This window comes from Streptomyces sp. NWU339, from assembly GCF_003143855.1.
GTDB lineage: Bacteria > Actinomycetota > Actinomycetes > Streptomycetales > Streptomycetaceae > Streptomyces.
The window spans coordinates 272,540-297,056 of record NZ_QFRK01000001.1; the positions used below are offsets into that span (position 1 = coordinate 272,540).

Genomic DNA, 24,517 nt, shown 5'->3' on the forward strand with positions numbered 1-24,517 from the left:
CGGTCCGTCGGCCCTGCTGGTCTAGCTCCCAGTGCCAGCCTGGCTCCGAGTATGGCGAAGTGATGATCGGGCCCTCGATCACTGCTGCCATGCTCTAGATATCTCCCTCATGCCACATCTGCGTGGACCGTACATCCTGCCACCGACAATGACCCCATTCGTGCATGATCAGGTAATCGGCACCCGGTGCTCCCCCCGCTCCAGCCACCCCATGACCACCTGATGTGCCCGCCACCCATCTGGAAACTTCGGCGGCACGTCCAGATACACAGGACTGCTCCGCGGATGCTGGTCCAGCAGATCCCGGATACCGGCGCGGGCCACCACGATGCAGGCGAAGCGGTGCCGGGACAGCAGGACGCACAGGCGGCCCGTCTCCAGGTGGAAGGCCGAGGCGTCCTGGCGGCCGGACAGCGGGTGCCAGACCAAGGTCACGTCGAACTCGCGGCCCTGGAGGCGGTTGGCGGTGTCCACGGTGATGCCGGTCAGGCCGCGGGCGGCGAGGCGGGACCGGACCGCCTCCGCCTGCACGGTGCGGGCCGTGCCGATCGCGATGCGGTCCGCGGTCAGGGGCTCGCCGTTGACCAGCGCGCCGCGCTCCAGCAGCCGGGCCGCCGTCGCCGCGAGGGCATCCGCCACCTCCGGGTCCTGGTCGAGGGTGTGGCGGGCGGGGAGTTCCAGGTGGCCCCAGCCGGAGTCGGCGGCGCGGGCGAGGACGTCGTCCAGCGGGCCGGAGCCGTGGGACAGGCTGGCGTATGACAGCACGCGCTCCGGTGCCGTCGTGCCGGGGACGAACCGGTAGAAGGGATAGAAGGCCTCCTCGACCAGGGGTGCCGCCGTCTCCGGCAGGCGCCAGGAGACGGGGAGCTGGTGGCGGAGGAGGTCGGAGTTGTGGGCGAGGGTGACGTCGACCGCGTTGCGCAGGGGGTCCCAGGTCAGGCCGTGCCAGCGGTCGGACTCCACGGTCGCGAAGGGGTCGAGCTGGCCGGGGTCGCCGACGAAGAGGACCTGCGAGTCGTCCTGGGAGAACAGCGGGGCCGTCGCCAGGAGCCCGTCCGAGCGCATCTGGTACGCCTCGTCGACGATGGCCCACCGCCACGGCGCGCACTTGTCCGGGGTGACGAACGACCACTTCTTCGCGGTGGACACCACGACGGGCAGGTCGCGCAGGTCCGTCACCTGGTTACTCCCGGTGACGTTGGGGTGCCGGGTGACGCGAGGCGGGAGGACGTGGCCGCCGGCGTGGAGGCGGCCGAGCGCCAGGCCGGGATGCTCCCGCGCGATGCGGTCCACCAGGTCGTCGACCTGCTCGTTGGTCTGCGCGACGATCATGAGCTGGTGGCCCGCGGACGTCAGGTGCCCGGTGGCCTTCACCACCAGCGTGGACTTCCCGGCCCCGGGAGGTGAGTCCACGACGACGCCCCGGCCGGGCGCGGTGTCGAGGCTGGCCAGGATGCCCGCGACCGCCCGGTCCGCGCGTTCGCCGGGGGTGAGGGCTTCGGGCTCCCCGGTGTCGGGAAGGAGGGCGGTCACTCCCAGGTCTCCTCTGCGTCCTCGTCGGTGGGTTCGTACGGCTGGGGCGGACCGCCGTGGGTCCAGGGGGTGTTCTCCTCGTCGGGCAGGGCGGACGGCATGGCGGTGGGGTTGAGCGTGGTGTACGTCAGCTCTTCGCCGGTCTCGGCGAGGGTGCTGGCCGGTGCCGGGGGTTTGCGCTTGTTCGCGAAGCCGCCCTTGAGCTGGAGCAGCACGGTGTGGCCGCCGTCGTCCTCCTGCCGTACGTCGAGGATCCGGGCTCCTTGGCCGGGCCGGGCGGGGGACTTCACCTCCGTGCCGACCGCGAGACCGACGCGGGCGTCGGTGCGCAGCGTGAGCGTCGGACGCCACACCTGGGAGCCGGGACGGTCGCCGGGAATGAAGCGGTCCTCGTCCCTGGCCGTCACCGTGCCCGTGAACGCCTCGCCGGTCAGCTCGTACTCCGCCATCACCAGCGGGTCGTCGTACGCGCGCTCCGCCTCGTAGCGGGCGACCGCGTCCTCCAGCCGGGCCAGGCGGCGGGCGGCCCTGACGGCCTGGTCGCGGCGGGCCTGCGGGCGGCCGTCGGCGTCCAGGTACTCGGCGTACTCGGAGAACCAGCGCCGGTCGAGGGCCCAGCGGCCGGGGACGTGGGCGCCCTCGGGCAGATCGCGGAGCAGCTCCACGCCGTGCCACATCAGCCGCCAGGTGGGCAGCATCTGGCCGTGCAGCTCACGGTCGATCTGGCGGCCGACCGCTTCGCGTCCGCGGTCGTCGGACGCCTGGTCGTAGCGCGTCATCAGCTCGTGGAGGGTCCGGTCGAAGACCGGGTCCGTGGACGGGCCGGCCGGCGGCCACACCGCGGGATCCTCCGCCTCGCGCGCCGCCTGCGCGCCGTCGCTGCCCTCCGGCGGATCGATCCAGGCGAGCAGGGAAGCGAGGTGGGAGTCCTCCGAGGGGCTCTGGCCCGTGGCCCAGTGCGCGGAGAGCAGCCGGGTCATCGCGAGGAGCACGCCGGAGTTCGGGAACTCGGCCAACTCGGCGTACCAAGTCAGCCACTTGCCGAGGGCGGGCACGGACGGGTCGACCGCGTAGGGCCCCTCGGTGGCGCGCAGCCGGGTCAGTCGGCCGAGCAGGCGTACGTACGCGATGCCCTCGCCGTTCGGTACGAGGAGCTGTGGGGCCCGCTGGAAGCGCAGGCGTTCCTCCTTCTCCTTGCCGCGGCCGACGGTGTAGGGCTCCGTCTCCGTCCGGCATCCGTCGATGTGCGCGAGGAGGAGTGCGGCGAGGCGTTCGGCGAACCGGAAGCGTTCGGCGCGGTTGCGCGGCTGGCGGACGGTGAGGAGGGTCGGGTGTTCGGGGTCCGTACCCGCGAGCGCGGCCAGGGGTGCGCACGCTTCGCCGGCGAGGGTGAGCGGTACCAGGACGAACGGCTTCTCGTCCAGGTGCTGGTGGCGGACGGTCGTCAGCGGTTCGGCACGGCCGGTGCGGGAGGCCGTGAGCGCCGCGACGGTGGACAGGACGCTCATGCGGCCCCCTGACGGAGTCGGCGCAGCCGAGCGGCGGCGCGCAGCAGGTCGGCGGCTTCCGTCTCGGCCTCTCCGGGGGCGGCGACGCCGTCCAGGTAGTCGAGTGCGATGCGGGTGGAGTCGATGCCCGGCAGGTCGTTGCGCACGCCGCTGCCCAGGCGGGCCGGCGAGGCGCATCCGTCGGCCTCGTCGCGGCAGTAGCGCGCCATTTCGCAGAAGGACAGGCAGGAAGGCGTGTACGACGCTTCCAATGCCTCTATGGAGGAAGAGAGTTCGTCCATGCTTCGGGTCGTGTCCAGGGTCGCCGTCTCGGGCAGTTGGGCCGCGAGGTCCTCTGCGCGCCGCAGCCGCGAGAGCTGGAACTGGAGGGCGTCGAGTTCCTGCCGGAGGTCGATCAGGCGGCCGTAGGGGCGGTTGGAGAAGTCCTTGGGGCAGACGAGCAAGAATTCGTGGGAGATCTGCTCGGTGGGCAGGCTGGCTGTCTCGAAGGCGCGGTACAGCGCGAGGACGTACACCGCGGCCTGCTTGGCCGCCTCGGCGACGGCGGTCGGGTTGGCCTGGCCGTCGATCGCCGCGAACGAGCGGATCAGGACGACGTGGAACTTCCCCTCGATGCGGTGGGTGAGCGCGTCCGGCTCCAAGTACGCTGTCTGACCGGCGACTTCGAGGGTGAGCACGGGACGGTCGAGGATGAGCCGTACGTCCTGGCCGGAGGCCACGTGCGCGATGAGGCGGCGGGTCTCCCGCTCGCGCAGGTGCAGGGCCGTGTTGCCCCCTACCTCGTTGAGGTCGGTGACATGGGCCTCCGCCACGGGGACGGAGAGCTGCTCGCGCAGCAGCCGGATGAGCTCGGCGTAGCTGCCCCACTTCACGAGGCCGTGGAACGCCTGTTCGCGGGCGAGGGCGAAGGGTGACTGGCCGAAGCGCGGCTCGTATCCGACCTGCTGGGCGAGCAGCGCCTTGTCCACCCCGGCGGCGTCGAGTACGGCGCGGCGGGCGCAGGCGGGATTGGCGGTCAGGGCGGTGATCTTGCGGGCGGTGTACGGCTGAGGGGGCTGCGGTCCACGCAGCCGTGCGAGTCGGTCGTCGGGAGGTTCGGACTGCTGCGAGGGCATCGTCTCTACTTCGGGAACGTCTTCGGGAGATCACCGGCGTGCGCGGCGTCGGACGTCATCGCCGTCGGGAAGGGGTCGTCAGGACAGGGTTCCGCTCGCGTCGCGCAGGGCGTCGCGCATCGGTGCCGCACCGAACAGCTGCTGCACGTCGGCGAGTTGGGTGCGGGCGCGCTGCGCGGCCGCCTGCCGCTGCTGGCCGTCCTCCGGCTGGTGGACGGCCGCTTCGGCGTGGGCGGCTGCGATCACGCGGGCGAGGTCGGGTTCTGGGGCCGCGGCGTCGTAGGCGCCCGGGATCGTGAGGGCGAAACGGCGCAGCAGCCGCCAGGCCGCGTCCGGGGCCGGATGCCCTGCGGTGGTGAGTCGCTGGATCTGCTCGGCGGTTCCCACCGCGTGGGTGAGGAAGTCGGTGCGCGGGCTGAGCGGGCCGATGATCCGCCGTTCCACGGGCCAGGTGGACAGGGCCAGGAGTCCGCGTGCGGGGACCAGGCGGTCGTGGGTCAGTGCCGCGCAGATGTAGTACGGGCGGGCATAGCCCTGTGCCGTGAAGGAGCGTTCCTCGTCGCGGCGGAGGGACGCGAGTTTGGTTGCCACCAGTGATTCGGTGAAGAACGCCTCGTACGTGGACGAGATGAGCTTCGGGGAGGCAGGGGCGCCTAGCAGGGTGAGTGCCTGGTGGACCTGTTCGCGGATCGGGATGGAGCCGTGCGCCGGGCGCTCCGTGTGGCGTGGTGCGCCTGCGGTTGCCGACGTCTGCGGGGTCGGAGGCTCGGCCGGGAATGCCTCGCTGTCCGGTTCCGTCTCGGTCTCGGTCTCGGTCTCGGTCTCGAGGGCATGCTCCCAGGCGGCCTCGGCCTCGCGCAGCGCGCGACGGATGCGCGCGGTTTCGGCCTTGTCCCGTGCGCGCACGGCACCGCGTAGCTCGGTGCGCAGGTGGGACAGGCGCTGCTCGAGTTCCTCCAGTGATGCCGCCATGCGGGGCAGCTTAGCGCAGCAACCAACCTATGCCAAGAACTTCCAATGAGTTCCAAGATTACCTGCTACGGTCGAACGCGGCGGCGCACCCGGCCGGATCGAAGGGTGCCGTCTGTTCCGAGACAAGGGGGAGGCAATGAGTCACGACACGACGGCATGGCACAAGCCACACTGGCTGACGGGGGACGACAGCCTCGTGCGCGTGGGGCCCGGTACGGGCGGGAGCGAGGAGCACACCTGCCCCTCGCACGCCGCGGCCAAGGCTCGGCCCGGTCTCTGGCCGGCCCAGCGTCTCCGGCTTCCGAAGCCGGAGCTCGAGACGTTCACCCTCGGGCCGGTGATGGACGCCGTCGATCGGGTCGAATTTCACGGTGAGACACCCGACCAGGCCCTGGCAGGGCTGCGCTCCCGCACCCCCGCCCTCCACCCCGGTCACCTGACGTATGCCGAGCACGCCCTCCGCACGTACGTGCGAGCGCGCGCCGGCGATGGTGAGCAGTGGCTGCGGCCGGTCCGTCCGTACTGGGTAGCCCAGCGGGAGAACGGCAAGTTCTGGGAGATGTACGCCTGGTGGCGCAGGTACGAGTCGGCCGACGGACGACTGCGAGAGTACCGACGGCTGCGGCACGGCGAGGCCAAGGACTCCGAGCCCGGCGAGATCGCCATCGCTGTGTACGTGGCCGTTCACGGGCGCCAGGCGGCCTGGCCGCGGAAGTGGGCGCGCGCGTTCCAGCCGTATGGACCCACCGCCCGGCCCGAGCGGGTGCGTGTCGTCGAAGTCGGGCTCGCTGACGGAGGGCCGCGCGTGCAGTTCGACGGGACGGCCGAGGAAGCCGAGGCCTACTACGCCGAGCACGGGCACGCGCACGTGGCCCGTGTCGTGGCGGGCGGCAGGCCGGCACCCGGCTCATCCTGCGTCGACTGCAAGCAGTTCACGGGCTGCGAGGCCGTGCCGCGCAGGCCGGGCGTCCTCGGCCTTCCCTCGAGGGCGGCACCGCTGAGGAAGGTGTCGGTCAGCGATCTGCGCTATCACGCGGCCTGCCCCGCACAGGGGTTCCTCCGTGCCCTGCACCTGCCCAAGTCCGACGAGTACGGCAGCGCGGCCAGGCTCGGCCAGGCGGTGCACGGCTGGATCGAAAAGCTGCACCGGCGCCCGGGATGGCCGCCGTGCGCGGCCGGCGACATGCCCCCGGAGGTCGAGAACTGGACAGAAGGACGCTGGCGGGTCTCCGACGAGGACGCCGCGACCGGTCGGCACATGCTGCTCCACCACGTCGACGCCTGTCCCTTCCAGGACGCCGCACTCATCCAGCGGGTCGAGCCCGAAGCCCTCCGAGTCGTCCACGACACCACGGCGCAGGCCGTCGTCATCGCCAAACCCGACCTGCTCTACCAGGAGGACGGCTCATGGGTATGGCGGGAGCTCAAGACGACACGGAAACGGCGCCGCCACCACGAGGACCCTCTCGACACCTACCCCCAACTCGCCCTGGCGGTCACGCTCCTGGCTCAGGGCGCGCTGGGCGGCGATCCGGACGGCTCGCGCGTCGAGGTGGAGATCCTCCGGCCGGATGGTTCCGATCCGCACGTGATCGACCCAACGGACCCCGGCCGGCAGCGGAAGGCGCTGTCGGTGCTGCGACGGTACGCCGGTCCGTGGCGGGAGGACGAGACATGGGACGCCCGCCCCGGACCGCATTGCCGGTCCTGCCCGGTCTCCCGGTGGTGTCCGAGCGCCGCGCCCGACGGCGTCGTCGCGGGAGAGGGGGAGGCGTGACCACGACCGATATGAGGGACACACGGTCCGAGGACGCCGTCGGCACGGACGAGGGGCTGCTCCGACAGATCGCCAGCGCCCTGGCGTGCCTGTCCCGGCAGAGGACCGTACCCAACCCGGTCTACCCGGCGAAGGTGCAGAACGCATACAACCGCCTCGTCCTGCACTGCCTGTGCCGGGGCGAGGAACCGCCGGGCAGTGTGCCGCAGATGGTCCGCTGGGCTTCTGAACGACCTCTGAGCGAATGGCCGTTGGAGCTGCCGCCCGACAACTTTCCCGGAGCGGCCCTGCTCGTCGATCCGGAGACCCGGCTGCCGCACCAGTTGTGCCTGGAGTGGGAGGTGAGCGCGGCCGACCCGGCCGCCGAGCTCTTCGAGAACGAACGCATTCGGGAAGCACTCGCCGTGTGCCGTGCGGCAAAGGCCCCGCAGGTCTACACCGCGTTCCGGGCCCTGCTCACCTCCAGGCCTGTGCTGACCGGCGCTGAGCTGGCGCTGCTCGGCGGCGATCCCGACTGCGGGATGCTGCTGCAGGATGTGATCAAGCGCTGCTACGAGCCCGTGCCCGCCTCCTATCTGCAGCGCGGCACATACCGGCAGTGCGTTCGCTGCCGCTGCCTGATGGTGCCGCTGCTGCACGGCGGCCACCGCTGCGAACTGGACCGGTGCCGCCGCGACGGCACCTCGGACGAAGGCACGCCGCTCCGTGCCGACAAAGGCGGGGTCTTCCAGCTCAGCCGCCCCCTGCGGATGTTCATCACCAGCCCCGGGCTCGCGGAGACCGATCTGCAAACCGCCCTGGAGGAGAAGTTCGGGATCACCGCCGAGATGTGGCCCAACTACGACGCGTATGACCTGCGTGTCCCCCTGCCTGGGCGACGGCACTGGGCGGTGGACGTCAAGGACCGGGTGAACCCCGTTCTCCTGGCGCGCTCCCTCACGCCGTTCAGGAACGAGCCGCCGTACGACCGGGCGTTCCTCGTCGTGCCCCGCTACCGCTTCCGTGACAACGAGGCGTACGGGCGGCAGTTCCGCCGCAACCTGCAGGAGAACCTGGCCGATCGGGTCACCCTGCTGGACGACCGGGCCTTCCTGCGGCTGGTCGCCGATGAGATCTCCGCCCCGCGCGACAAGGCGGGGGACCCGCGTACCGAAGGAGGACGCCGTGCGTGACCGCAGAGGATGGCACCGGCGCTGCTCGCCGCAGCAGCTCACCGAGGTGTGGCCGGCGAACCTCGGCAGCTTCCGCCCCGGCGACCTTCTCGACGTCGAACTGGGCCTGTACCTTCTGGAGGGCGTGACCCCCACCCGCACGGCCGCCGATGTCTGGCCGCTGCTGGGCGGTTACCCGTACAGCGAGGTGTTCGGAGACGTCCGCACCGACGAACAGCGGCTGCGCGTTCTGCGCGCCCGCCACTATCTGTGGGACATGCGGCGACGGCACGCCTGGTCGGAGGCGCTGACCGACTACCTGAAGGTCCCCCAGCACCTGCGCGGATACGACATCGACGGACCCGGCTCCGTACCGAGCCGTCGCGAGCCGTCGCGCGCCGCACGCCGTTTCGAGATCTTCGAAGAACTGCTCAGCACCGCTCCGCGGTTCGCGACGCGGTCCATTCCGTTCGCCGAGGAGGGAGAGCACACCTTCCGGGTGCAGGACCGTACCCATTCCGTGGTGTTCGACGAGGAACTGCTGACGGACACCCTGCCGCGCGCCCACGCGCTTGACGCACCACCGGCCGGGCGTGGAGAGCCCGTCGACGTCACCTGGGAAGAGCTCGAGAAGGCCGCCGACGAGATGGACGCCGTCGAGGCGACGGCGCCGGAGGGGCCGCGCAACGGCTGGGCCGGGCGGCTCCGGCGGGTGAAACTGCTCGTGCGCGACGCGGAACTCGGCCGCTTCACCGAACAGGGACGGCTGAGGATCGACAGGCTGCTGCACCTCGTGGGGATGGTGGGAGCCGGCAAGTCCACCCTCCGGGACATCCTGACCTACCACCTCGTGACCCGGACACCCCGCCGGGTCACCATCGTCGTCGGCGACGTGGCCGAGACACTCGCCGTGGTGGAGCAGTTCGACCGGCTCGGTGTGCGGGCGGCGCCGATCCTCGGGCACTCCACCAGGGAGCGCAACATCAACCGGCTGCACCGCCGCACCGCCACGGCCGGCGCCGCCACCATGCTCGGGCACGACCACGCGGGCTTCGCCTACCTCAGCAGCGCCTGCCCCGTCGACGTGCTGCGCGGCCTGGAAGCCCGCCGCCCGCTCGGCGTCCGCGAAGCACCGTGCATCACGCTGTACACCGCCCCCGAGCAGCAGGCCACGGACGGCGATCCCCTCCTCGACGAGGAGTACAGCACGCAGCGTGACGCACAAGGCCCGAAGCCGCAGCGGAGACTGTGCCCGTTGTGGAACCGCTGTCCGCGCCACCGCGGGGCTCGTGATCTGGTCGACGCACAGGTGTGGGTCGCCACCCCGGCCGGTCTCGTGCACAGCTCCGTCCCGCTGCACCAGCACCAGGAACAGCTCCGGTACCTCGAACTCGCGTGCCGACTCAGCGACCTGATCATCGTCGACGAGGCAGACCGGGTCCAGATGCAGCTCGACACGGCCTTCGCGCCGGCCAGCACTCTGGTGGGCAAGGCCCCGAACTCCTGGTTCGACGAGGTCGCCGTCCACAAGTTCCAGCAGATGGCCCGGGACGGCCGGCTCCAGCTGTCCGCCCGTGACGTCGACGACTGGACCAACGCCGTCAACACGGTCAGTGCCGCCACTGACCGCCTCTTCGCCCTGCTCGTCAAGGACGACAAGCTCAGGCGGTGGATCAGCGTCGACTACTTCAGTGCCTTCACCCTCCACAACCTGCTGCTGGACAGCTGGTTCCCGGGGCGGAAGGAGGGAGAACGCCCGCCTGCGGCGGCCCGGACGCTGGACGGTGCGCTCGGCCGGTTCCGCGACGACCCGCTGCACGAGCAGCAGAGCACGGGAGACGACGATGAAGTGACACCCTTGGTGAACACCTTCGTCCACCTCGCCCTGGAACTCCTGCACGCGCCCCAGGGAGCACGGACGCGTGAGAGGCTGCGCGACACCCTCACCGACATCGTCGGAGACGACAGCACGGTGCTCGCAGACGCCGACCTCCAGGCCCGGCGCTTCGAGTTCACCCTGCTCCTTTCCGCTCTGCACAGCCGTCTCGACTTCATGACCACGCTGTGGCCGCGCGTCGAGGCCGCCCTCAATCTCGAGAGCGCCTCGAACGTGCTCTCCCGCAGGCCCCCCAAGGACTACGAGGCGGTCATCCCCGAGTCGCCCATGGGTAACGTGCTCGGCTTCCAGTTCCGCCACGACGACCGTGAGCGCGATGGTGACCGCAGCGGTGAACTCCGCTTCTTCCACTGCAACGGCGTGGGCCGCGAACTGCTCATGCGGCTCGGTGACCTGTGCGCCGTGGACGGCCGCCCGGGCCCGCACGTCCTGCTCATGTCCGCAACGAGCTGGGCGGGCACGTCGAGCAGGTACCACGTGCACGCCGACGTCGGTGCCGTTCTGCGTCCTCACAACGAGGAAGTCGAAGCCGTCCTGGGCAGCGAGTTCCGCAAGGAGTTCTTGTACTGGCCCGGAAACGACCGGCCCAAGCCGCTGCGCCTGTCCGGCTGCGACCCCGAAGAACGGCCACAGGCCCTTCTGCACATGCTGCACCAGCTCGCGGTGCCCGACCGGAGTCTGCCCGACGCCGAGAGCATGCTGGACACCGAGCTGAAGGAGATCGACGATCCAGACCGCCGCCGCATCCTGTTGCTCGTCGGCAGCTACGACGAGGCACGTCGGGCCGCCGAGTACCTCAACCAGATCCCCGAGTGGAACGGCCGCGTCACCCGACTCGTGTCCGACGACGCGGACTCCGACACCGCCTGGACCCGGCTGCCGGAGGACGCCGCCGCACGGACACTGCCCCGCGGTGACGTGAAGGCTTTCCCCTCGGTCGGCGGCGACATTCTCGTCGCGCCGCTGCTCGCCGTGGAGCGGGGACACAACATCGTCCTGCGCGATGGCAAGGCGGCCATCGGCACGGTCTACTTCCTGGCACGCCCACACCCTCGGCCCGACGACATCGCGCTCGCCATCCAGTCCATCAACGACTGGGCCGTACGCCAACTCCGGGATGCTGACGGATCCTTCCGGCAGAACGCGCTCGCCGCCGCCACCCCCGACCAGGCGGCCATGGTGTTCCGCAGCCGCGCACGCCGTCAGTGGAACCGCTTCCTCACCCGGCGGCTGGCCTGGTCCAGCCTGCGGGACGAGGAGAAGACGGCGTTCACCTGGGACCAGCTTGTCGTCATGTGGCAGGTCATCGGTCGTCTGGTGCGCGGCGGCGTGCCAGCCCGGGTGGTCTTCGTGGACGCGGCTTTCTCTCCCAGAGAAGCCGGATTCCAGGACACGGACACCCCCGACACCAGCCTGCTGGCGAGTATGCGTGAGGTGCTCGCCCCCTTCTTCGAGGACGGGAACACGGCGGAGCGGCACCTTGCCCCGATCGACAAGTCCCTGGTCCGTGAACTGTACGAACCGCTCTACCGCGCCCTGGTGGACATGGGCTGACGGCATCCGTCACCACACCGCACCCCCGACGTGTTCGCGTCGCGTCCGAAGACTTCACGCCTTGCTCTGAGGAGAACCGACACCATGGCCTACCAGTACAACCGTCCGGCGGCGTACCTGCCCGACCAGGCACGGGGACCCTTCGTCGTCCCGATGCACACGCTCTCCCTGCCCGCCCACTGGGAGGAACCACTCCTGCGCCTCTACCACGGCGGAATGACCGAGGGGCAGGCCGAGCGACGGCGCCGCGTACCCACAGCGGCTGTCAACCGGCTGATGCGCGCCACCGCGCCGGACATCGTCACGGTCGACTCCACGGCACGGTTCGGTTCGGAGAACCCCTGGCTGTACTGCCAGGACGCGTACCCGATGGCGGTGACGAACCTCTACATCGCCACCTGGCTCAAGAACCTCCCGCGCGATGCCGGCGATCCCGAGACCACGGCCCTGCTGATGAACTGCTTTCGTGACCTCGACACCGCGGCTCTCAGCTGGCGGCCCGGCAGGGTCGACCTCCTCGAGCAGAAGGTGTCGCCCGGAGGAACCGCTCTGCCCGCGCCCCACGTGTACCGGTTGCTTCCCGACGTCCTCGCCGAAAGGATCGCGCGCCAGGGACCGTACGAACACCACGGGCAGCAGCTGTCGTTCCGACAGGTCGCCGGCCGCACGGGGGCCAGGGGGCAGGGAAGCGGGGGCGCCGAGCTGATGTCGAATGTGATCGAGTACGTACCCGGGCGACGCGGTGGCGGCGACGGCAAGCCGGCCTACTACGCGGCGACCCTCCGCATCACCGTGCGCACCGTTCCCTTCTCACCCGTCCCGCGCGTCCACGTGGCCGCCGGCGTGCGTCGGTTCGTCACCGGCAAGGTCTACATGCCGTACGGCAAGGGCGTGTCCGCGTACCTGCTCCCGGACGACTCCCTCGTCCACGACGGCCCGCAGCCGCAGCGTTTCGCCGTCGCCATGCTGGAGTGGAAGAACGGCACCACGGACTGGCGTCAGGGCGGAGCAGAAGGAATGCTCGCCGGGATCAGCGCACTCGACGCACTGCCGTCCCCGGACCGGCTGGTGAAGGAGGCCGACCACTGGATCCACGGCCGGGACGGCATCCGGATCGCGATCGGGCACCAGGCGGCCATGGGCAGGCACACGATCGGCACCGGACTGATGCCCAGTGAACGCCGACGGCTGATCGAGTGGGCGGAGCAGGCGATCGCTCCCGAGTTCGTCTCCGTTCCGAAGCTCGAGCGCAGCGCGTACGCGCGGCCGCCCAAGAAGCAGCTCAAGAAGCTGCCGTCCATTCCCAAGAACATGGAAGAGAAGGATCCCGAAGAGCGCGCGGTCATCCTGGACCAGCGTGAGCTGAACGCGGCCCACAACGCTCAGGTTCTGCGGGCACGCCTGGCCGAAGCTCTCGAAGGGGAAGACCTCACCGCGGTCGTGCTCCACCAGAACGACGCCATCCGCGATCAGATGATCGCAGCGGCGGAGACGGGGCTGGGGCTGGCCGGGCACCGGCGTGAGCAGGGTCCCGATACCTGGGTGTGGGAGGCGGAGGAGCTGACCGTCCGGCTGCACGCGCGGCCACTGGGCGTTCTCGGTGCACCGCTGGGAGGCGACGGCGTGCCGCGCCGGGGACAGGAACACGACAAGGCCATCGAGGAGCGCCGTATCGGTGTCGCGCGGGCCATGGCCGCCCTGCGGGAAGCCCTCCCCGGGGTGCGGCTGGCCTTCGTGGAGCTCGACGGACAGGATGCCTTCCGCCACGCCAAGCGACGGACCGACCCCAAGCACGCGATCCGCCTCGGCTGCGCGGACGCAGGCCTGGTGACCCAATTCATCCGTCCACCGGACCCGGATGCGGAAACGGAGGAGTCTCTCGCCGATGCAGGTCTGCGTGCCGCCGCGGCCTGGTCGGACGGCCTGCGCCAGACCGGCATGCGGCTGGTGCCTCAGCACACGCTCGGTGACACGCTCATCCCCGCCAACCTGAACCAGGTGGCCTTCCACCTCGTGGAACGCCGCCTTGACGGGCCCACGGGCAAGCAGCAGTTCACGCCGATCGCGGTGCTCATCCGACCGGGCGCGAAATGCGTGCTGGGCAAGTCGGCCGACATGCACGCATGGGTGCCGTACCCCGAACTCCTCAAGTCATTGACGGGAAGGGTCGAAGGCAGGAAGAACAGCGCGGAGCAGTCGGCCCTCATGGCGGCCTTCGTCAAGAAGACCCTCGCACAACTGCGCAGCACCCCGACGCTCGTCCTGGCCCACGCCCAGGATGTCCGCAAGCGCTGGCCGTGGCTGAGGAACGACGGTCTGGAACGGGACAGGCTCGGCCTCGACGGAGGCCCCGCCCAGCGGATCGGTCTCTACGGCAAGCAGCTGCGTGTCATCCGGATCGCCGACGGCAGCCGGGACGAGACGGCACAGTGCTGGGCCGAGGCGGAGGAACTCTCTCCCGAGCTGGAGGGGCAGCATCGTGGGGGCATCGCGATGGGGCTGTGGCGGCCCGGGGCGCGGCGCGACTCGGGCCGCGTCTTCTACAGCACGACCGGCAAGTCCGGCTCGCAGCCGAACCTCACCAACGATGACGCCAAACTCACTCCGCACACCAACGCCTCGGGCAACAACGCCTACCGGCCGACGGCGAACGCCTGGAACCCGGACCTCCTCGAACTGACCGTCGCGTGCCTTCAGCCCGGTGACGACGCGGAAGCATGGGCCGCGTTCGTCCACCAGCAGCGCTTCAGCGAGGACTACCGTGCTGGTCGTGAGGGGTTGGCTCTGCCCTTGATCCTCCACCTTGCGCGACTCGCGGACGATTACGCTCTGCCTCACGAGATCGAGGAGGCCTTGGATCCGACGGAGCCCCGGGCTGCGGCCGCTCCGGACGACGCTTTGTCGGGCCAGCTGGCCTTCGACTTCGACCTCGATGAAGGGGATGACGACGAGTGAAGCTTCCCGCCGAGTAGCCGAGCGGAGTCTCACCCCTCGGCTACTCGGCGGGGAAGGCCCTCACTACCTCACGGGCGTAGGTGTATCGCATCAATAAATTACATGTGCATACTCTCGGGGAGTGATCTTGCGACTCGCGGGAACATCAACATCAATTAGCCCTGTTGCGGCTGGTCAAAGGATCTCGTGAACGACCCACTCGCAGGGACGTTCACGAGATCGTCCCGAAGCGTTCACGAATTACCGGCCGAGTCATGTTACTCGCCGGTATTTCGTCGTTCCTGGGGCCATCGAGTCTCGTGATCGGCTCGGTGAGGGGGTGGGGCGGTGGCGGTCCAGGTGCTGCGCCTCTCCTGGGCCAGTACCACTGCATGTCGGCCAGCCACTGCAGCTGCTTCGAAGCAGAATTCCGCCACACGGCCAGACCGCGGGCCGGGCCCTCGGCCAGCCACTCCGTCATATCGCGACGCTGCGGCCTGCTGCCCGGGCAGAACTCCAGCACGATGCCGCCGGGTGTACGGTCGGCGGTCACCAGCGTTTTGACGGCATCCACCCGCCGACCTTCCGGCTCATCGCTGTCCGCGACCTGGTACTCCGCGTCCAGCGGCGGAGCGGAGGTGGCTGGCCGGCATGCCTCGTACGGCGGTGCGCGCCACCCTCTGCATACGCTCGGTGCTCCGCACGGCCGCGATCACGTGGCTCGTGGGTCCGTACTCCTTGTCGATGGTTTCAACGCCCAGCCGAGAGCGTCCTCGACGAGCGCGGGAACGCGAGCGAGCTGCGCGTCCCAGTCAGTGGTCCTGGACGGTGCTGGTGTCGAGCTGGCGGTACACGACATGAGTGATCAGAAGGTCACCGTAACTTGCCGATGCCTCGGCGCGCAGCCCCTCCCTCAGCTCGGTGAGCCGGTCGCGGACTGCACGCAGCAGTTGGGCGGAGCGCCACACCCTGTGCACATCGAGTGAAGAGCCGAGAAGCTCCTTATAGGTCTCATCGCCCCAGAGTGCGGAGAGGCCGCGCTTGGCCCTTGCGGCGAACTCCGCGTTACTGACCTTGAATGCGTGATGTCGTCAGGGTGGCTGGCGCCGGAGGCCGGTGCCGGAGAAGCAGCCGTCGAGGACGTCGGGGCGGTACTGGAGCTGGCGCAGGCCGCGTCGGGCGGCGGTGATCAGGTCTTGCGGGTCGGCGAAGGCGCGGTTGGCCACGGTGGTACGTCGTAGGACGGACCAGATGCCCTCAGTGGGTTTGTCACAGAAGCTCCTATAGATCGTCAAGTCGCTGGGGACGTCGATGGTGTGCTGCTGAATGCGCTCGTGACGTGGTGGTAGACCTCGCGTGCGACGAAGCGCTTGAGGCATCTGAAGATGTCCTTCGTCTTGAGCCCTTCGAGAGTGCGTCGTGCGACGTAGTCGCGAGTGCGTGGGTCGTGACGCATGCGGACCAGCACGATGGTGTGCAGCGCACGGTTGGCCTGGCGGTCACCGCCACGGTTGAGTCGGTGGCGGTCGGTGCGCCCGGAAGAGGCCGGCACAGGTGCGGCAGCGCACAGGTGGGCGAAGGATGCCTCCGAGACGAGCCTCTCGGGGTTGTCCCCGGCGGTGACCAGCAGCTGCCCGGCGGTCTCGGTCCCAACGCCCGGCAGCGCGAGCAGGCCGGGCGCGGTGCGGGCGATCAGAACGCGCAGATCGGCGTCCGCGTCTGCTATTTCTTCGCTCAAGTGCCGGTAGCGCCTGGCCAGACGCTTGAGAGCGAGTTTGACGGCTGTGGCCGGGTCGGTCGGATCGGCGCCGGGACGGCCGGCGGCCAGGCGCCGGATCAACTCGGTGGTGGTCAGCGAGCGCAGCGCTTCGCGCACCGCAGCGGGTGCGGTGATGATCAATGATTTGATCTGGTTGATGGTCTGGGTGCGGGCCTTGACGGCGCTGGCGCGTACCACGCGCAGGCCGCGGATTGCCTCGACCGAGCCGTCGCGGTGCTTCGGGGTGCCCTTGGCACGGCCGGAGAGCACCGCGGTGGCGGCGGCGTAGGCATCAGCGGGGGTCGGATTTGCCTGCCGCGCGGCGAGCTCGCCGGTCAGGTCGGTCCACCTCGATGACGGTGACCTGGTCGGCGTGCAGGTACCGGGCGAGTTCGGCGCCGAAGGAGCCGGTGCCTTCCATGCCTACGACCAGCACCCGGCCGTGCGAGCGCAGCCACTCCAGCAGGCGCCGGTAGCCTGCAGGAGTGGTGGGGAACGCCTCAGTGGCCAGGTGTCGGCCGATGGTGTCGATGACGGCGGCCTGGTGGACGTCGGTGTGGGTGTCGATCCCGCCGATCACCTCGATGGGCTGTGGCATGGTGGCCGGGTTGTTCCTTCCGCGCGCGGTGAATGGGCTCGCGCGCACCGGCCCGGCGGACGGACACGACGGTGATGGGACCGCTTCGGTCAAGCTCCTATGAGGTCACGATCGCCGGGCCGGTACGCGCAACGGCACCGCTCGGAAGGCCGACGATTCAGAGTAAGGACAGCCGAAGCGTCAATCGGGGATTGGGTCAGACCCTCGAGCAGTGCCTCCCTCATCCTCACAGTCGGGGATCTTGGAGTTTCACGGTGCGGCAGCGTGATCAACGGGCATGCTCGGGTGGTTCCGATAACCGATGCAGCCGTCGAGGTGCCCGTTGTCCCTGACTTGTTGAATCGACCCCAGACGCTCGGTCTGCAGCCGTAGCGTCCAGGGTGTCGGTCGGCACGGGCCCGCAGTGCTCCTTGCCGCCCTCGGGCTGGCTCACTGATAGCGTGCCGCCGCCGGCCGACACCCGCGCGGTGTGGCTCGACAGAGGCATGAAGGTGACACGGTGACTTCAAGTCAGGGTGCCCACCGCACTCCCCTTCCTGTCTCATCGAGTGCGAGGACAGCAGCCTGTGATCCTGATCGGCATCGATCCCCACAAGTCGTCCCACACCGCCGTCGCCGTCAACGCCGCAGGCCACCAGGTGGCCCAGCGCCGGTTCGTCGTCAACGCCGGAACCTTCCGCCGGCTGCTGCGCTGGTGCGAGCAGTGGCCCGACCGTCGTTTCGCGGTCGAGGGCGCCGGCGGCCTGGGCCGCTCGCTCGCCCAACAGCTGGCCGCCGCGGGCGAGAACGTCGTCGACGTGCCCTCCACCCTTTCGGCCCGGGCCCGGCTGCTGGCCACCGGAGGAGACCGCAAGACCGACGCCAAGGACGCCCTCCACGTCGCCCAGGTCGCCCTCTTCCGCCACGACCTCCGCCCCGTCGCGCGGGAAGACCAGACCACGATCCTGCGGCTGCTGACCGAGCGGCGAGACGACCTGGTCCACGAGCGCACCCGCGTCCTCAACCGGCTCCACGCCGTCCTGCGCGATCTCCTGCCCGGCGGAGCACCCACCGGGCTGTCGGCCGACAAGGCCGCCGCCCTGATGAAGGGCATCCGGCCGGTCACGGCCACCGACAACTGCCGCCGGGACATAGCCCGTGACCTGCTGGCCGACCTGCGCCGCCTGGACCGGCAGGTCAAGGACAACGAGGCCGAAATGCGCGAGGCCGTCGCCGCGACCCGCACCACGCTGACCACCCTGCCGGGCCTGGGCACCGTGCTGGCCGCCAAGGTCATCGGCCACGTCGGCGACGTCGGCCGGTTCCCCACCGAGCACCACTTCGCCAGCTACACCGGCAGCGCCCCCCTGGACGCCTCCAGCGGCAACAACGTCCGCCACCGGCTCAACACCGGCGGCAACCGCGCACTGAACTCGGTGCTGCACACCATCGCCGTCTGCCAGATCCGCGACGGCGGGCGCGGGCAGGACTACTACCTGCGCAAGATCGGTGAGGGGAAGACGCCTTCGGAGGCCCGCCGGGCCCTCAAGCGACGCCTGTCCAACGTGGTCTACCGGATCATGAAACGAGACCAACGGACCCACCTTGCCCAAGCCGCTTGACACACAGAGGCGCTATGAAGTCACAAACGCCCGTCCGGCCGCGTGCGTGGTGACGCCCGGCGGGCCGACAAATCGCAAACAGGACAGTCGAGACGTCAGTCAGTCGGAGGGTCAGACCCACCCGCAGCGTCACCACGAACATCATCACTGTCAGCCAACGTGACAACGCCGATCACACTCCCCATCGGCACGAGCATCCCGGCCTCGACTCATACCAGCCCCGTGACCAGCAACTTCAAGATGAAACGCGCTCAATGCACCCGACGGTCCTCCAACGGAGCCGCCTTCAACTCCCCGTCGGTCGCCCGCGGAAGATGCGGCGTGTGATTGACCAGTCGGGCCGAGTTGCCGACGACCGCGATGCTGCTCAGGTTGTGCAGCAGGGCCGCGAGAACGGGGTTCATGGAACCGCCGGCGCTGGCGAGGAGGCCGAGCAGATTGACTCCGATGGCGAGGCCGTAGTTCTGGCGGACGACGCGCAGGGTGTGGCGGCTGAGTTCGACGACGGCGGCGACCTGGCGCAGGTCGTTGCCCGCGAGGGCGATGTCGGCGGTTTCCAGGGCGACGTGGGAGGAGTGTTCGCCCATGCTGATGCCGACGTCGGCCAGGGCGAGGGCCGGAGCGTCGTTGGTGCCGTCGCCGACCATGGCGACGGTGTGGCCCTCGCTCCGCAGGTCGCGGATCAGCTGGAGTTTGCCCTCCGGGAGGGCATGAGCGTGGACCTCGGTGATGCCGAGGGTGTCGGCGACGACCTGGGCGGTCTCGGGTGCGTCGCCGGTGAGCAGCACCAGCCGTGAGACGCCGAGGTCGCGCAGTTGCCGGAGGACGGTTGCGGCCCCGGAGCGTATGGCGTCGGAGACCCCGAGCAGCCCGATCAGGTCGTCGTCCTGGGCCAGGCAGATGACGGTTTCGCCGCCTCGTCGGAGCTGTTCGGTCCAGTCCTGCGCCCCGTCGGTGAGTTCGACGCCGTGCCGGCGAAGCAGGGCGGGGCTGCCCACCAGCAGACGGGTGCCGTCGAGTTCGGCGCGCATGCCCATGCCCAGGACGACCTCGCAGGCTTGGTGGATGGGCACGTTCAGGTGCTGTTGCTCGGTGCGGGCGACGATCGCCTGGGCGAGCGGATGCCGGGCGTGCAGCTCTCCGGATGCGGCGAGGCTGAGCACCGCGTCGGCCGTGAACCTCTCGCTGAGGGTGACCACGCTGGTGACCAAGGGACGGCCGAAGGTGAGCGTGCCCGTCTTGTCGAAGACGACGGCCGTGACGCGGCCGACGCCCTCCAGGTGGGTGCCGCCCTTGATGAGGGTGCCGCGGCGCGCTCCGTTGCCGATGGCGGCGCTGATGGCGGTGGGCGTGGCCAGGCCGGCGGCGCAGGGGCAGGCGATCAGGAGCATGGTCATGGCGCGGCGGGCGTCGCGGGTGATGGCGTAGGTGAGTGCGGCCAGGGCGAAGGAGACGGGGACGAAGCGCCGGGTGAAGCGGGCCGCGACGGTCTGGATCGGCGCCCGGTCGGACTGGGCCTCTTCGACCCGGCTGATGATCCGGCCCACGGTGGTGTCCCGGCCGACCGAGGTGGCCCGGACGGTGAGCGATCCGGAGGCGACGATGGTCCCGGCATAGACGTGGGTGCCTTCCCGGGCGTAGACGGGCAGGGCCTCACCGGTGATCGCGGCCTGGTCCACGAGGGCCTCGCCGGAGACGACATGTCCGTCGACCGGGATGCGGTGGTGTTCGTACACCGCGACGAGGTCTTCCGGCGCGACGTCTTCGAGGGCCACCTCGGCCTCGACGCCGTCTTCCCGGACGAGCCAGACGCGCTCCTCACCAATGGTGAGCAGCTCCTCGATGGCGCGCCGAGTGCGGCGCAGGGTCAGGGTCTGCAGGAACTCGCCGATGTTGAGCAGCCACAGGACGGTGAGGGCCACCACGTTCTCCCGCAGGAGCAGGGAGATGACGGTGGCCGCGGTGACCAGGGTGTCCGTGCCCGGATGGCTGCGGCCGCGCAGCGAGCGCAGGGCTCCCCGGAAGAAGGGCAGTCCGGTGAAGACGGTGACCACGCCGAGGAGGCCGGACGAACCGAGCGTGATCCTCGGCCGGCCCAGCAGGCGTCGCAGCGCCACGAAGGCGAGGACCGCGCCGCCGACGACCAGCCGGGCCACCTCACCGGTGGACGAGTCGGGCGTGGACCGGGTGGGCTTCGCCGGCGCGGTCGCGGGCGGAGCCTCTTCGAGCGCCGCGACGAGCCGTTCGACGTCGAGGAGGTCCGGCGCCATCCAGACCACGACGCTCCCGGTGCGCGGGAAGATCCGCAGTGCCCGGAACCCGCTGATGCCCGTCAGCCGCTCGTCGACCAGTCCCGCGCTGCCGGGGCGGGCCCGCACCCATGGAACGACCAGCCGGACCCGGCCCGCGGCGACGGAGCGTACGAGCACGCCGGACATGATCAGTGCTCGTGCCCGTGATCGTCGTCTGCGACGCTCACCGCGGAGGGCGGCGGTGCCTCCTCACCGAGCGTGGTGCGGGCCTCCGCGATCATGTCCCCGGCGTTGAGCCGGGCTTCTTCGGCGGCCGAGGCGACCCAGCGGCCGACGACGATGCCGCGGGCGATACCGCCGACGAGGGCCTTCCGGGCGGCGGGTTGGCCGTCGGGTGTGCGTTTGGTGACTCCCCGGATGATCAGGCCGCCCACCACTCCGGAGACGGCGTAGTGGGCGAGACGTCCGGCTGCGGCGCTGGCGACGGTGAGGGGATGCATGCAGGACTCCTTCCGCCGCTGCTGAGTGACGGATCCTCTCCTTAAGTGTGTGCCCGTACCGTGCGTCCGGTCGAACGGAGGCCGACGCGCAGGCTTCCTCGGCGGATGACGTCGGCCACTGCACGCCGTGCCTGCCGCCGTCACCTGCTCGGTCAGGCGGGCTGCGGGGCCGTTCTCCTGGCTCCCGGGCGGCGGGTGCGGTACGTGCCGGCCAGGCGGCAGGCGGCGTAGATCGTGAACGAGACCGTCGTGACGTACGGGCTGATGGGGATGCTGCTGCCCAGGGCGAGGAGAATGCCGCCCTCGATGGAGATCACTGCGAAGACGGTGCTGAGCAGTGGCAGCAGTACGGGGGAGGTGGTGACGCGGGCGGCGGCGGCTGCGGGGGTGACGACGAGGGTGAGGACCAGCAAGGCGCCGACGACCTGCACGGACAGGGCGACCGCGAGGCCGAGCACGATCATGAAGGCGAAGGACAGTCCTCGCACCGGGACGCCGCGGGCCTCGGCGACGTCCGGGTCGGCGCTGGCGAAGGACAGCGGCCGCCACATCATTACCAGAGCCACCAGGACCACGGCGGAGGTGCTGAGCAGCCAGGTCGTCTGCGGGGTGTCGACGGCGACGATCTGGCCGGTGAGCAGGCCGAATTTGTTGGCCGCCCGGCCCTTGTAGAGGGCGAGGAAGAGGACCCCCAGCCCCAGGCCGAACGGCATGAGGATGCCGATGGCCGGGTTGCGGTCCCGGGCCCGCGCTCCCAGGACGCCGATCGCGCCGGCCGCGACGAGCGAGCCGACGATCGAGCCCGCCACGACGTTCGCCTCCAGCAGCAGCGCGGCCGAGGCGCCCGCGAAGGACAGCTCGCTGATGCCGTGCACCGCGAAGGGCAGGTCGCGCATGATGACGAAGACCCCGGCCAGGCCGCCGATCAGGCCGAGTGCGGCGCCGGCGACGAGGGAGTTGCGGACCAGGGCGAGCAGTTCGCCGTAGTTGTCGAAGTTGAAGATCTGCTGCCAGATCCCGTCGGCGAGCGTCATGGCCGGGCCCCGCCGGGCTCGTGGCTGTGGTGAAGCTGGGCAGCCGGTTCGTCGGGTACGCCGGCCACCACGATCCGGCCGTGGACGCGGACGACGTCGATCTGCGTGCCGTACAGGCGGGAGAGCGAGCCGGAGGTCAGGACGTCCTCCGGCGTGCCGACGCGATGGCCGCCCGGTGCCAGGTACAGCACCCGCTCCACCAGGTCGAGGACCGGGTTGATCTCGTGGGTCACGAAGACCACCGCCGTGTCGTGGGAGCGGCGGCGGGCGTCGATCAGTTCGGTGACCGCCCGCTGGTGGTTCAGGTCCAGGGAGAGCAACGGTTCGTCGCACAACAGAAGGCGCGGGTCGGTGGCCAGTGCCTGCGCGATGCGGACGCGCTGGCGTTCGCCACCGGACAGCAGCCCGAGCGGGACGTCGCCGTAGGCCAAGGCCCCGACCTGCTCCAGGATCTCGTCGACCCGCTGGCGGACGGCGCTCGTGCGCAGCCGCGGGCCGAAGCGGTGGCCGTCGATCCCGAAGCGCACCAGGTCGCGGGCGCGCAGCATCGCCTGCGCGGACAGTGCCGCCTGCTGGGGGACGTACCCGATGTGCCGTCCGGCGTCGCGGGGAGGGCGGCCGAGGACGGTCAGCGTTCCCGCGGACAGCGGCTGCCGGCCCAGCAGGGCTTTCACCAGACTCGTCTTGCCCGACCCGTTCGGCCCGAGCACGGCGAGGAACTCCCCGGGCCGTATGTCGAGGTCCAGATCACGCCATACCGTCCGCGTGCCGTAGGCTACGGCGGCGCTGCGCAGGCTGATCAGCGGGGCGGTGTCCGCGCCGACGACGCTGGTTTGTGTCCTGCTCTCGCGGGCCCGGGGTATGGGAGCCACCTCTGGTCACCTCACTTGTTCAGTGCGTCGGCCAGCGCGTCGACGTTGGAGGTCATCCACCCGACGTAGTCCTTGCCCTTGGGCAGGGTCTCGGTGACGGGAACGACGGGGATGCCGGCCGCCTTGGCCGCCTGTTCGATCTTCTCGGTCTGCGGACTGGAGGTCTGTGCGTTGTAGACCAGCGCCTTGACCTGCTTGCCGGTGAACAACGCGAGAGTGGTCTGCAAGGCCTTGGGAGAGACGTCACTGCCTTCCTCGGCGGCCTTGCTGAACTCCGCGGGAGTCTTGTTCACCAGCCCGCCGGCCTCGGTCATGTACAGCGGCACGGGCTCGGTGACGGCGATGGCCTCGCCTCCGTGGGTCTTCTTGATCTGCGCTTCCTTCGCCTCGAGCGGCTTGAGCTTCGCCTTGAAGGTCTCGGCGTTCTTGGTGAAGGTGGCGGTGTCGGCGGGTTCTGCCTCGCCCAGGGCCGCGGCTATGCGGTCGGCGATCTTGGCGGCGGTGGGGAAGTCGTACCAGACGTGCTCGTTGACCTCGCCGCCCTTCGGGGCGGTCTTGCCGGAGATCTTGACCGCGTTGATGACCTCGGCGGAGGAGTTGCTGCTCTTGAGCATCCGGCCGATGAAGTCGTCGTAGCCGCCGCCGTTCTCGATGACGAGCTTCGCCTTGGACAGGGCCAGCTGGTTCTGGGTGTTGGCCTCGTAGGAGTGCGGGTCCTGGCCGGGGTCGCTGATGATCGACGTGACGGCGACCTTGCCGCCGCCTATCTGCTCGACGATGTCGCCGTACACGTTCGTCGAGGCGACCACCGTGACCGTGGAGGAGGCGGCCGGGGTCTGCGAGACGCTCCCGTCGCTCTTGGCGTCCGAGGAGTTGCCGCAACCGGCCACGAGAGCCAGGCAGGCGCCCGCGAGGAGAGCCAGACGGCAGGACGGGAACGTGGGCATGGATCCTCCACGACGCGTGCTGCAGGGGCCTTCGCGAATGCGGCTGGCCCGACCCGGATCGGTCCGGGCCTATGCACCACGCTAGATGGAAGTGAATACCAAAACCATGACCTGATTACATCGATATGACAATCGTTGCGGACAATCGACGCACCGGCTACTCGTGCGATGGCGTCGCCCGTGACCGGCAGAGGCGGCAGACACCCGTGAGCTCCAGGGTGTGCTCGACCTCGGCGAATCCGGTGGTTGCGGCCAGGGTCTCGATCCAGCGCTCCCCGCTCTCCGCGTCCACGGGCGGCTGTCGGTGACGCCGCCACGGCCCACGCGGTGGCGGACCGAGATGCAAGGGCCGCGGCGGGACATCGCCCAGGCCGAACGGGCGATCTTCCAGCGGTCACCGCGTCGGCACCCCGCGCACCCGGTCGGTGTCGGCCTCGTCGGCCAGGTCCAGCCTGTGGAGCACGAGCCCGTCCGCGAACTCCACCTGGCGATCAGCAGATCGTTCACGGTGCG

Annotated in this window: 15 protein-coding genes and 2 pseudogenes; 5 read left to right on the plus strand and 12 right to left on the minus strand. The window is 70.1% G+C overall.

Features of this window, described 5'->3' with window-relative positions; genetic code table 11:
- Nucleotides 1-168: 168 nt before the first annotated feature.
- The 4 genes from DIZ27_RS01230 to DIZ27_RS01245 all read right to left on the minus strand — a co-directional run bounded on the left by DIZ27_RS01230 (nt 169) and on the right by DIZ27_RS01245 (nt 5,128).
- Entirely contained in the window at nt 169-1,533 is a 1,365-nt protein-coding gene (locus DIZ27_RS01230) for an AAA family ATPase (protein ID WP_109376370.1), read from the minus strand.
- A complete protein-coding gene (locus tag DIZ27_RS01235; RefSeq protein ID WP_109376371.1) occupies nt 1,530-3,041 on the minus strand; it encodes a hypothetical protein in 1,512 nt (503 codons plus the stop codon). Before DIZ27_RS01235 ends, DIZ27_RS01230 begins: the two co-directional genes overlap by 4 nt.
- Complete coding sequence (locus DIZ27_RS01240) at nt 3,038-4,156, minus strand: hypothetical protein (RefSeq protein ID WP_109376372.1); 1,119 nt, start codon at nt 4,154-4,156, stop codon at nt 3,038-3,040. The genes DIZ27_RS01235 and DIZ27_RS01240 overlap by 4 nt, the downstream gene beginning before the upstream one ends.
- 78 nt (nt 4,157-4,234) lie before the next feature.
- Nucleotides 4,235-5,128: a hypothetical protein gene (locus DIZ27_RS01245; RefSeq protein ID WP_109376373.1), complete on the minus strand. Its 894-nt coding sequence runs from the start codon at nt 5,126-5,128 to the stop codon at nt 4,235-4,237.
- A gap of 136 nt (nt 5,129-5,264) precedes the next feature.
- On the opposite strand from DIZ27_RS01245, the gene DIZ27_RS01250 reads away from it, so the two are divergent.
- From DIZ27_RS01250 to DIZ27_RS01265, 4 genes are all read left to right on the plus strand, one after another.
- On the plus strand, nt 5,265-6,905 hold the full coding sequence (locus tag DIZ27_RS01250; protein ID WP_109376374.1) for a PD-(D/E)XK nuclease family protein: 1,641 nt from the start codon (nt 5,265-5,267) through the stop codon (nt 6,903-6,905).
- Nucleotides 6,902-8,077, plus strand: coding sequence for a hypothetical protein (locus DIZ27_RS01255; RefSeq protein WP_258308177.1), 1,176 nt, complete (start codon nt 6,902-6,904; stop codon nt 8,075-8,077). Before DIZ27_RS01250 ends, DIZ27_RS01255 begins: the two co-directional genes overlap by 4 nt.
- The gene (locus DIZ27_RS01260) at nt 8,070-11,507 is read left to right on the plus strand and encodes a signal recognition particle (protein WP_109376376.1); all 3,438 of its coding nucleotides are present in this window, start codon (nt 8,070-8,072) and stop codon (nt 11,505-11,507) included. The genes DIZ27_RS01255 and DIZ27_RS01260 overlap by 8 nt, the downstream gene beginning before the upstream one ends.
- A gap of 84 nt (nt 11,508-11,591) precedes the next feature.
- Entirely contained in the window at nt 11,592-14,462 is a 2,871-nt protein-coding gene (locus tag DIZ27_RS01265; RefSeq protein WP_109376377.1) for a pPIWI_RE module domain-containing protein, read from the plus strand.
- Between the two features lie 791 nt (nt 14,463-15,253).
- On the opposite strand, the gene DIZ27_RS45525 is transcribed toward DIZ27_RS01265, so the two are convergent.
- The 3 genes and pseudogenes from DIZ27_RS45525 to DIZ27_RS01275 form a co-directional block, all read right to left on the minus strand.
- A complete protein-coding gene (locus DIZ27_RS45525) occupies nt 15,254-15,409 on the minus strand; it encodes a hypothetical protein (RefSeq protein WP_181383331.1) in 156 nt (51 codons plus the stop codon).
- A 123-nt stretch (nt 15,410-15,532) separates the two neighbouring features.
- Nucleotides 15,533-15,706: pseudogene (locus tag DIZ27_RS01270) on the minus strand (DDE endonuclease); the annotation flags it as partial.
- Between the two features lie 26 nt (nt 15,707-15,732).
- A pseudogene (locus tag DIZ27_RS01275) lies at nt 15,733-16,798 on the minus strand (IS110 family transposase).
- Nucleotides 16,799-17,364: 566 nt separating this feature from the next.
- Here DIZ27_RS01275 and DIZ27_RS01280 point away from each other — a divergent pair.
- The gene (locus DIZ27_RS01280; RefSeq protein ID WP_109376378.1) at nt 17,365-18,399 is read left to right on the plus strand and encodes an IS110 family transposase; all 1,035 of its coding nucleotides are present in this window, start codon (nt 17,365-17,367) and stop codon (nt 18,397-18,399) included.
- A gap of 251 nt (nt 18,400-18,650) precedes the next feature.
- Here DIZ27_RS01280 and DIZ27_RS01285 read toward each other — a convergent pair whose 3' ends face one another.
- The 5 genes from DIZ27_RS01285 to DIZ27_RS01305 all read right to left on the minus strand — a co-directional run bounded on the left by DIZ27_RS01285 (nt 18,651) and on the right by DIZ27_RS01305 (nt 24,004).
- Nucleotides 18,651-20,837 carry a cation-translocating P-type ATPase gene (locus DIZ27_RS01285; RefSeq protein ID WP_109376379.1) on the minus strand — a complete coding sequence of 729 codons (2,187 nt, stop codon included), beginning with the start codon at nt 20,835-20,837 and terminating at the stop codon, nt 18,651-18,653.
- 2 nt (nt 20,838-20,839) lie between these two features.
- Nucleotides 20,840-21,151: a DUF1490 family protein gene (locus tag DIZ27_RS01290; protein ID WP_109376380.1), complete on the minus strand. Its 312-nt coding sequence runs from the start codon at nt 21,149-21,151 to the stop codon at nt 20,840-20,842.
- Nucleotides 21,152-21,303: 152 nt separating this feature from the next.
- Nucleotides 21,304-22,185, minus strand: a complete 882-nt coding sequence (locus DIZ27_RS01295; RefSeq protein WP_109376381.1) for a metal ABC transporter permease — start codon at nt 22,183-22,185, stop codon at nt 21,304-21,306.
- The gene (locus DIZ27_RS01300) at nt 22,182-23,048 is read right to left on the minus strand and encodes a metal ABC transporter ATP-binding protein (RefSeq protein WP_375231925.1); all 867 of its coding nucleotides are present in this window, start codon (nt 23,046-23,048) and stop codon (nt 22,182-22,184) included. The genes DIZ27_RS01295 and DIZ27_RS01300 overlap by 4 nt, the downstream gene beginning before the upstream one ends.
- Nucleotides 23,049-23,068: 20 nt before the next feature.
- Nucleotides 23,069-24,004 carry a metal ABC transporter solute-binding protein, Zn/Mn family gene (locus tag DIZ27_RS01305; RefSeq protein ID WP_109376382.1) on the minus strand — a complete coding sequence of 312 codons (936 nt, stop codon included), beginning with the start codon at nt 24,002-24,004 and terminating at the stop codon, nt 23,069-23,071.
- Nucleotides 24,005-24,517 lie beyond the last annotated feature (513 nt).

Coding starts and splice junctions, on each gene's coding strand:
- DIZ27_RS01250 (WP_109376374.1), top strand. CDS start 5,265: ATGAGTCACGACACGACGGCATGGCACAAGCCACACTGGCTGACGGGG.
- DIZ27_RS01240 (WP_109376372.1), bottom strand. CDS start 4,156: ATGCCCTCGCAGCAGTCCGAACCTCCCGACGACCGACTCGCACGGCTG.
- DIZ27_RS01235 (WP_109376371.1), bottom strand. CDS start 3,041: ATGAGCGTCCTGTCCACCGTCGCGGCGCTCACGGCCTCCCGCACCGGC.
- DIZ27_RS01290 (WP_109376380.1), bottom strand. CDS start 21,151: ATGCATCCCCTCACCGTCGCCAGCGCCGCAGCCGGACGTCTCGCCCAC.
- DIZ27_RS01285 (WP_109376379.1), bottom strand. CDS start 20,837: ATGTCCGGCGTGCTCGTACGCTCCGTCGCCGCGGGCCGGGTCCGGCTG.
- DIZ27_RS01265 (WP_109376377.1), top strand. CDS start 11,592: ATGGCCTACCAGTACAACCGTCCGGCGGCGTACCTGCCCGACCAGGCA.
- DIZ27_RS01305 (WP_109376382.1), bottom strand. CDS start 24,004: ATGCCCACGTTCCCGTCCTGCCGTCTGGCTCTCCTCGCGGGCGCCTGC.
- DIZ27_RS01245 (WP_109376373.1), bottom strand. CDS start 5,128: ATGGCGGCATCACTGGAGGAACTCGAGCAGCGCCTGTCCCACCTGCGC.
- DIZ27_RS01295 (WP_109376381.1), bottom strand. CDS start 22,185: ATGACGCTCGCCGACGGGATCTGGCAGCAGATCTTCAACTTCGACAAC.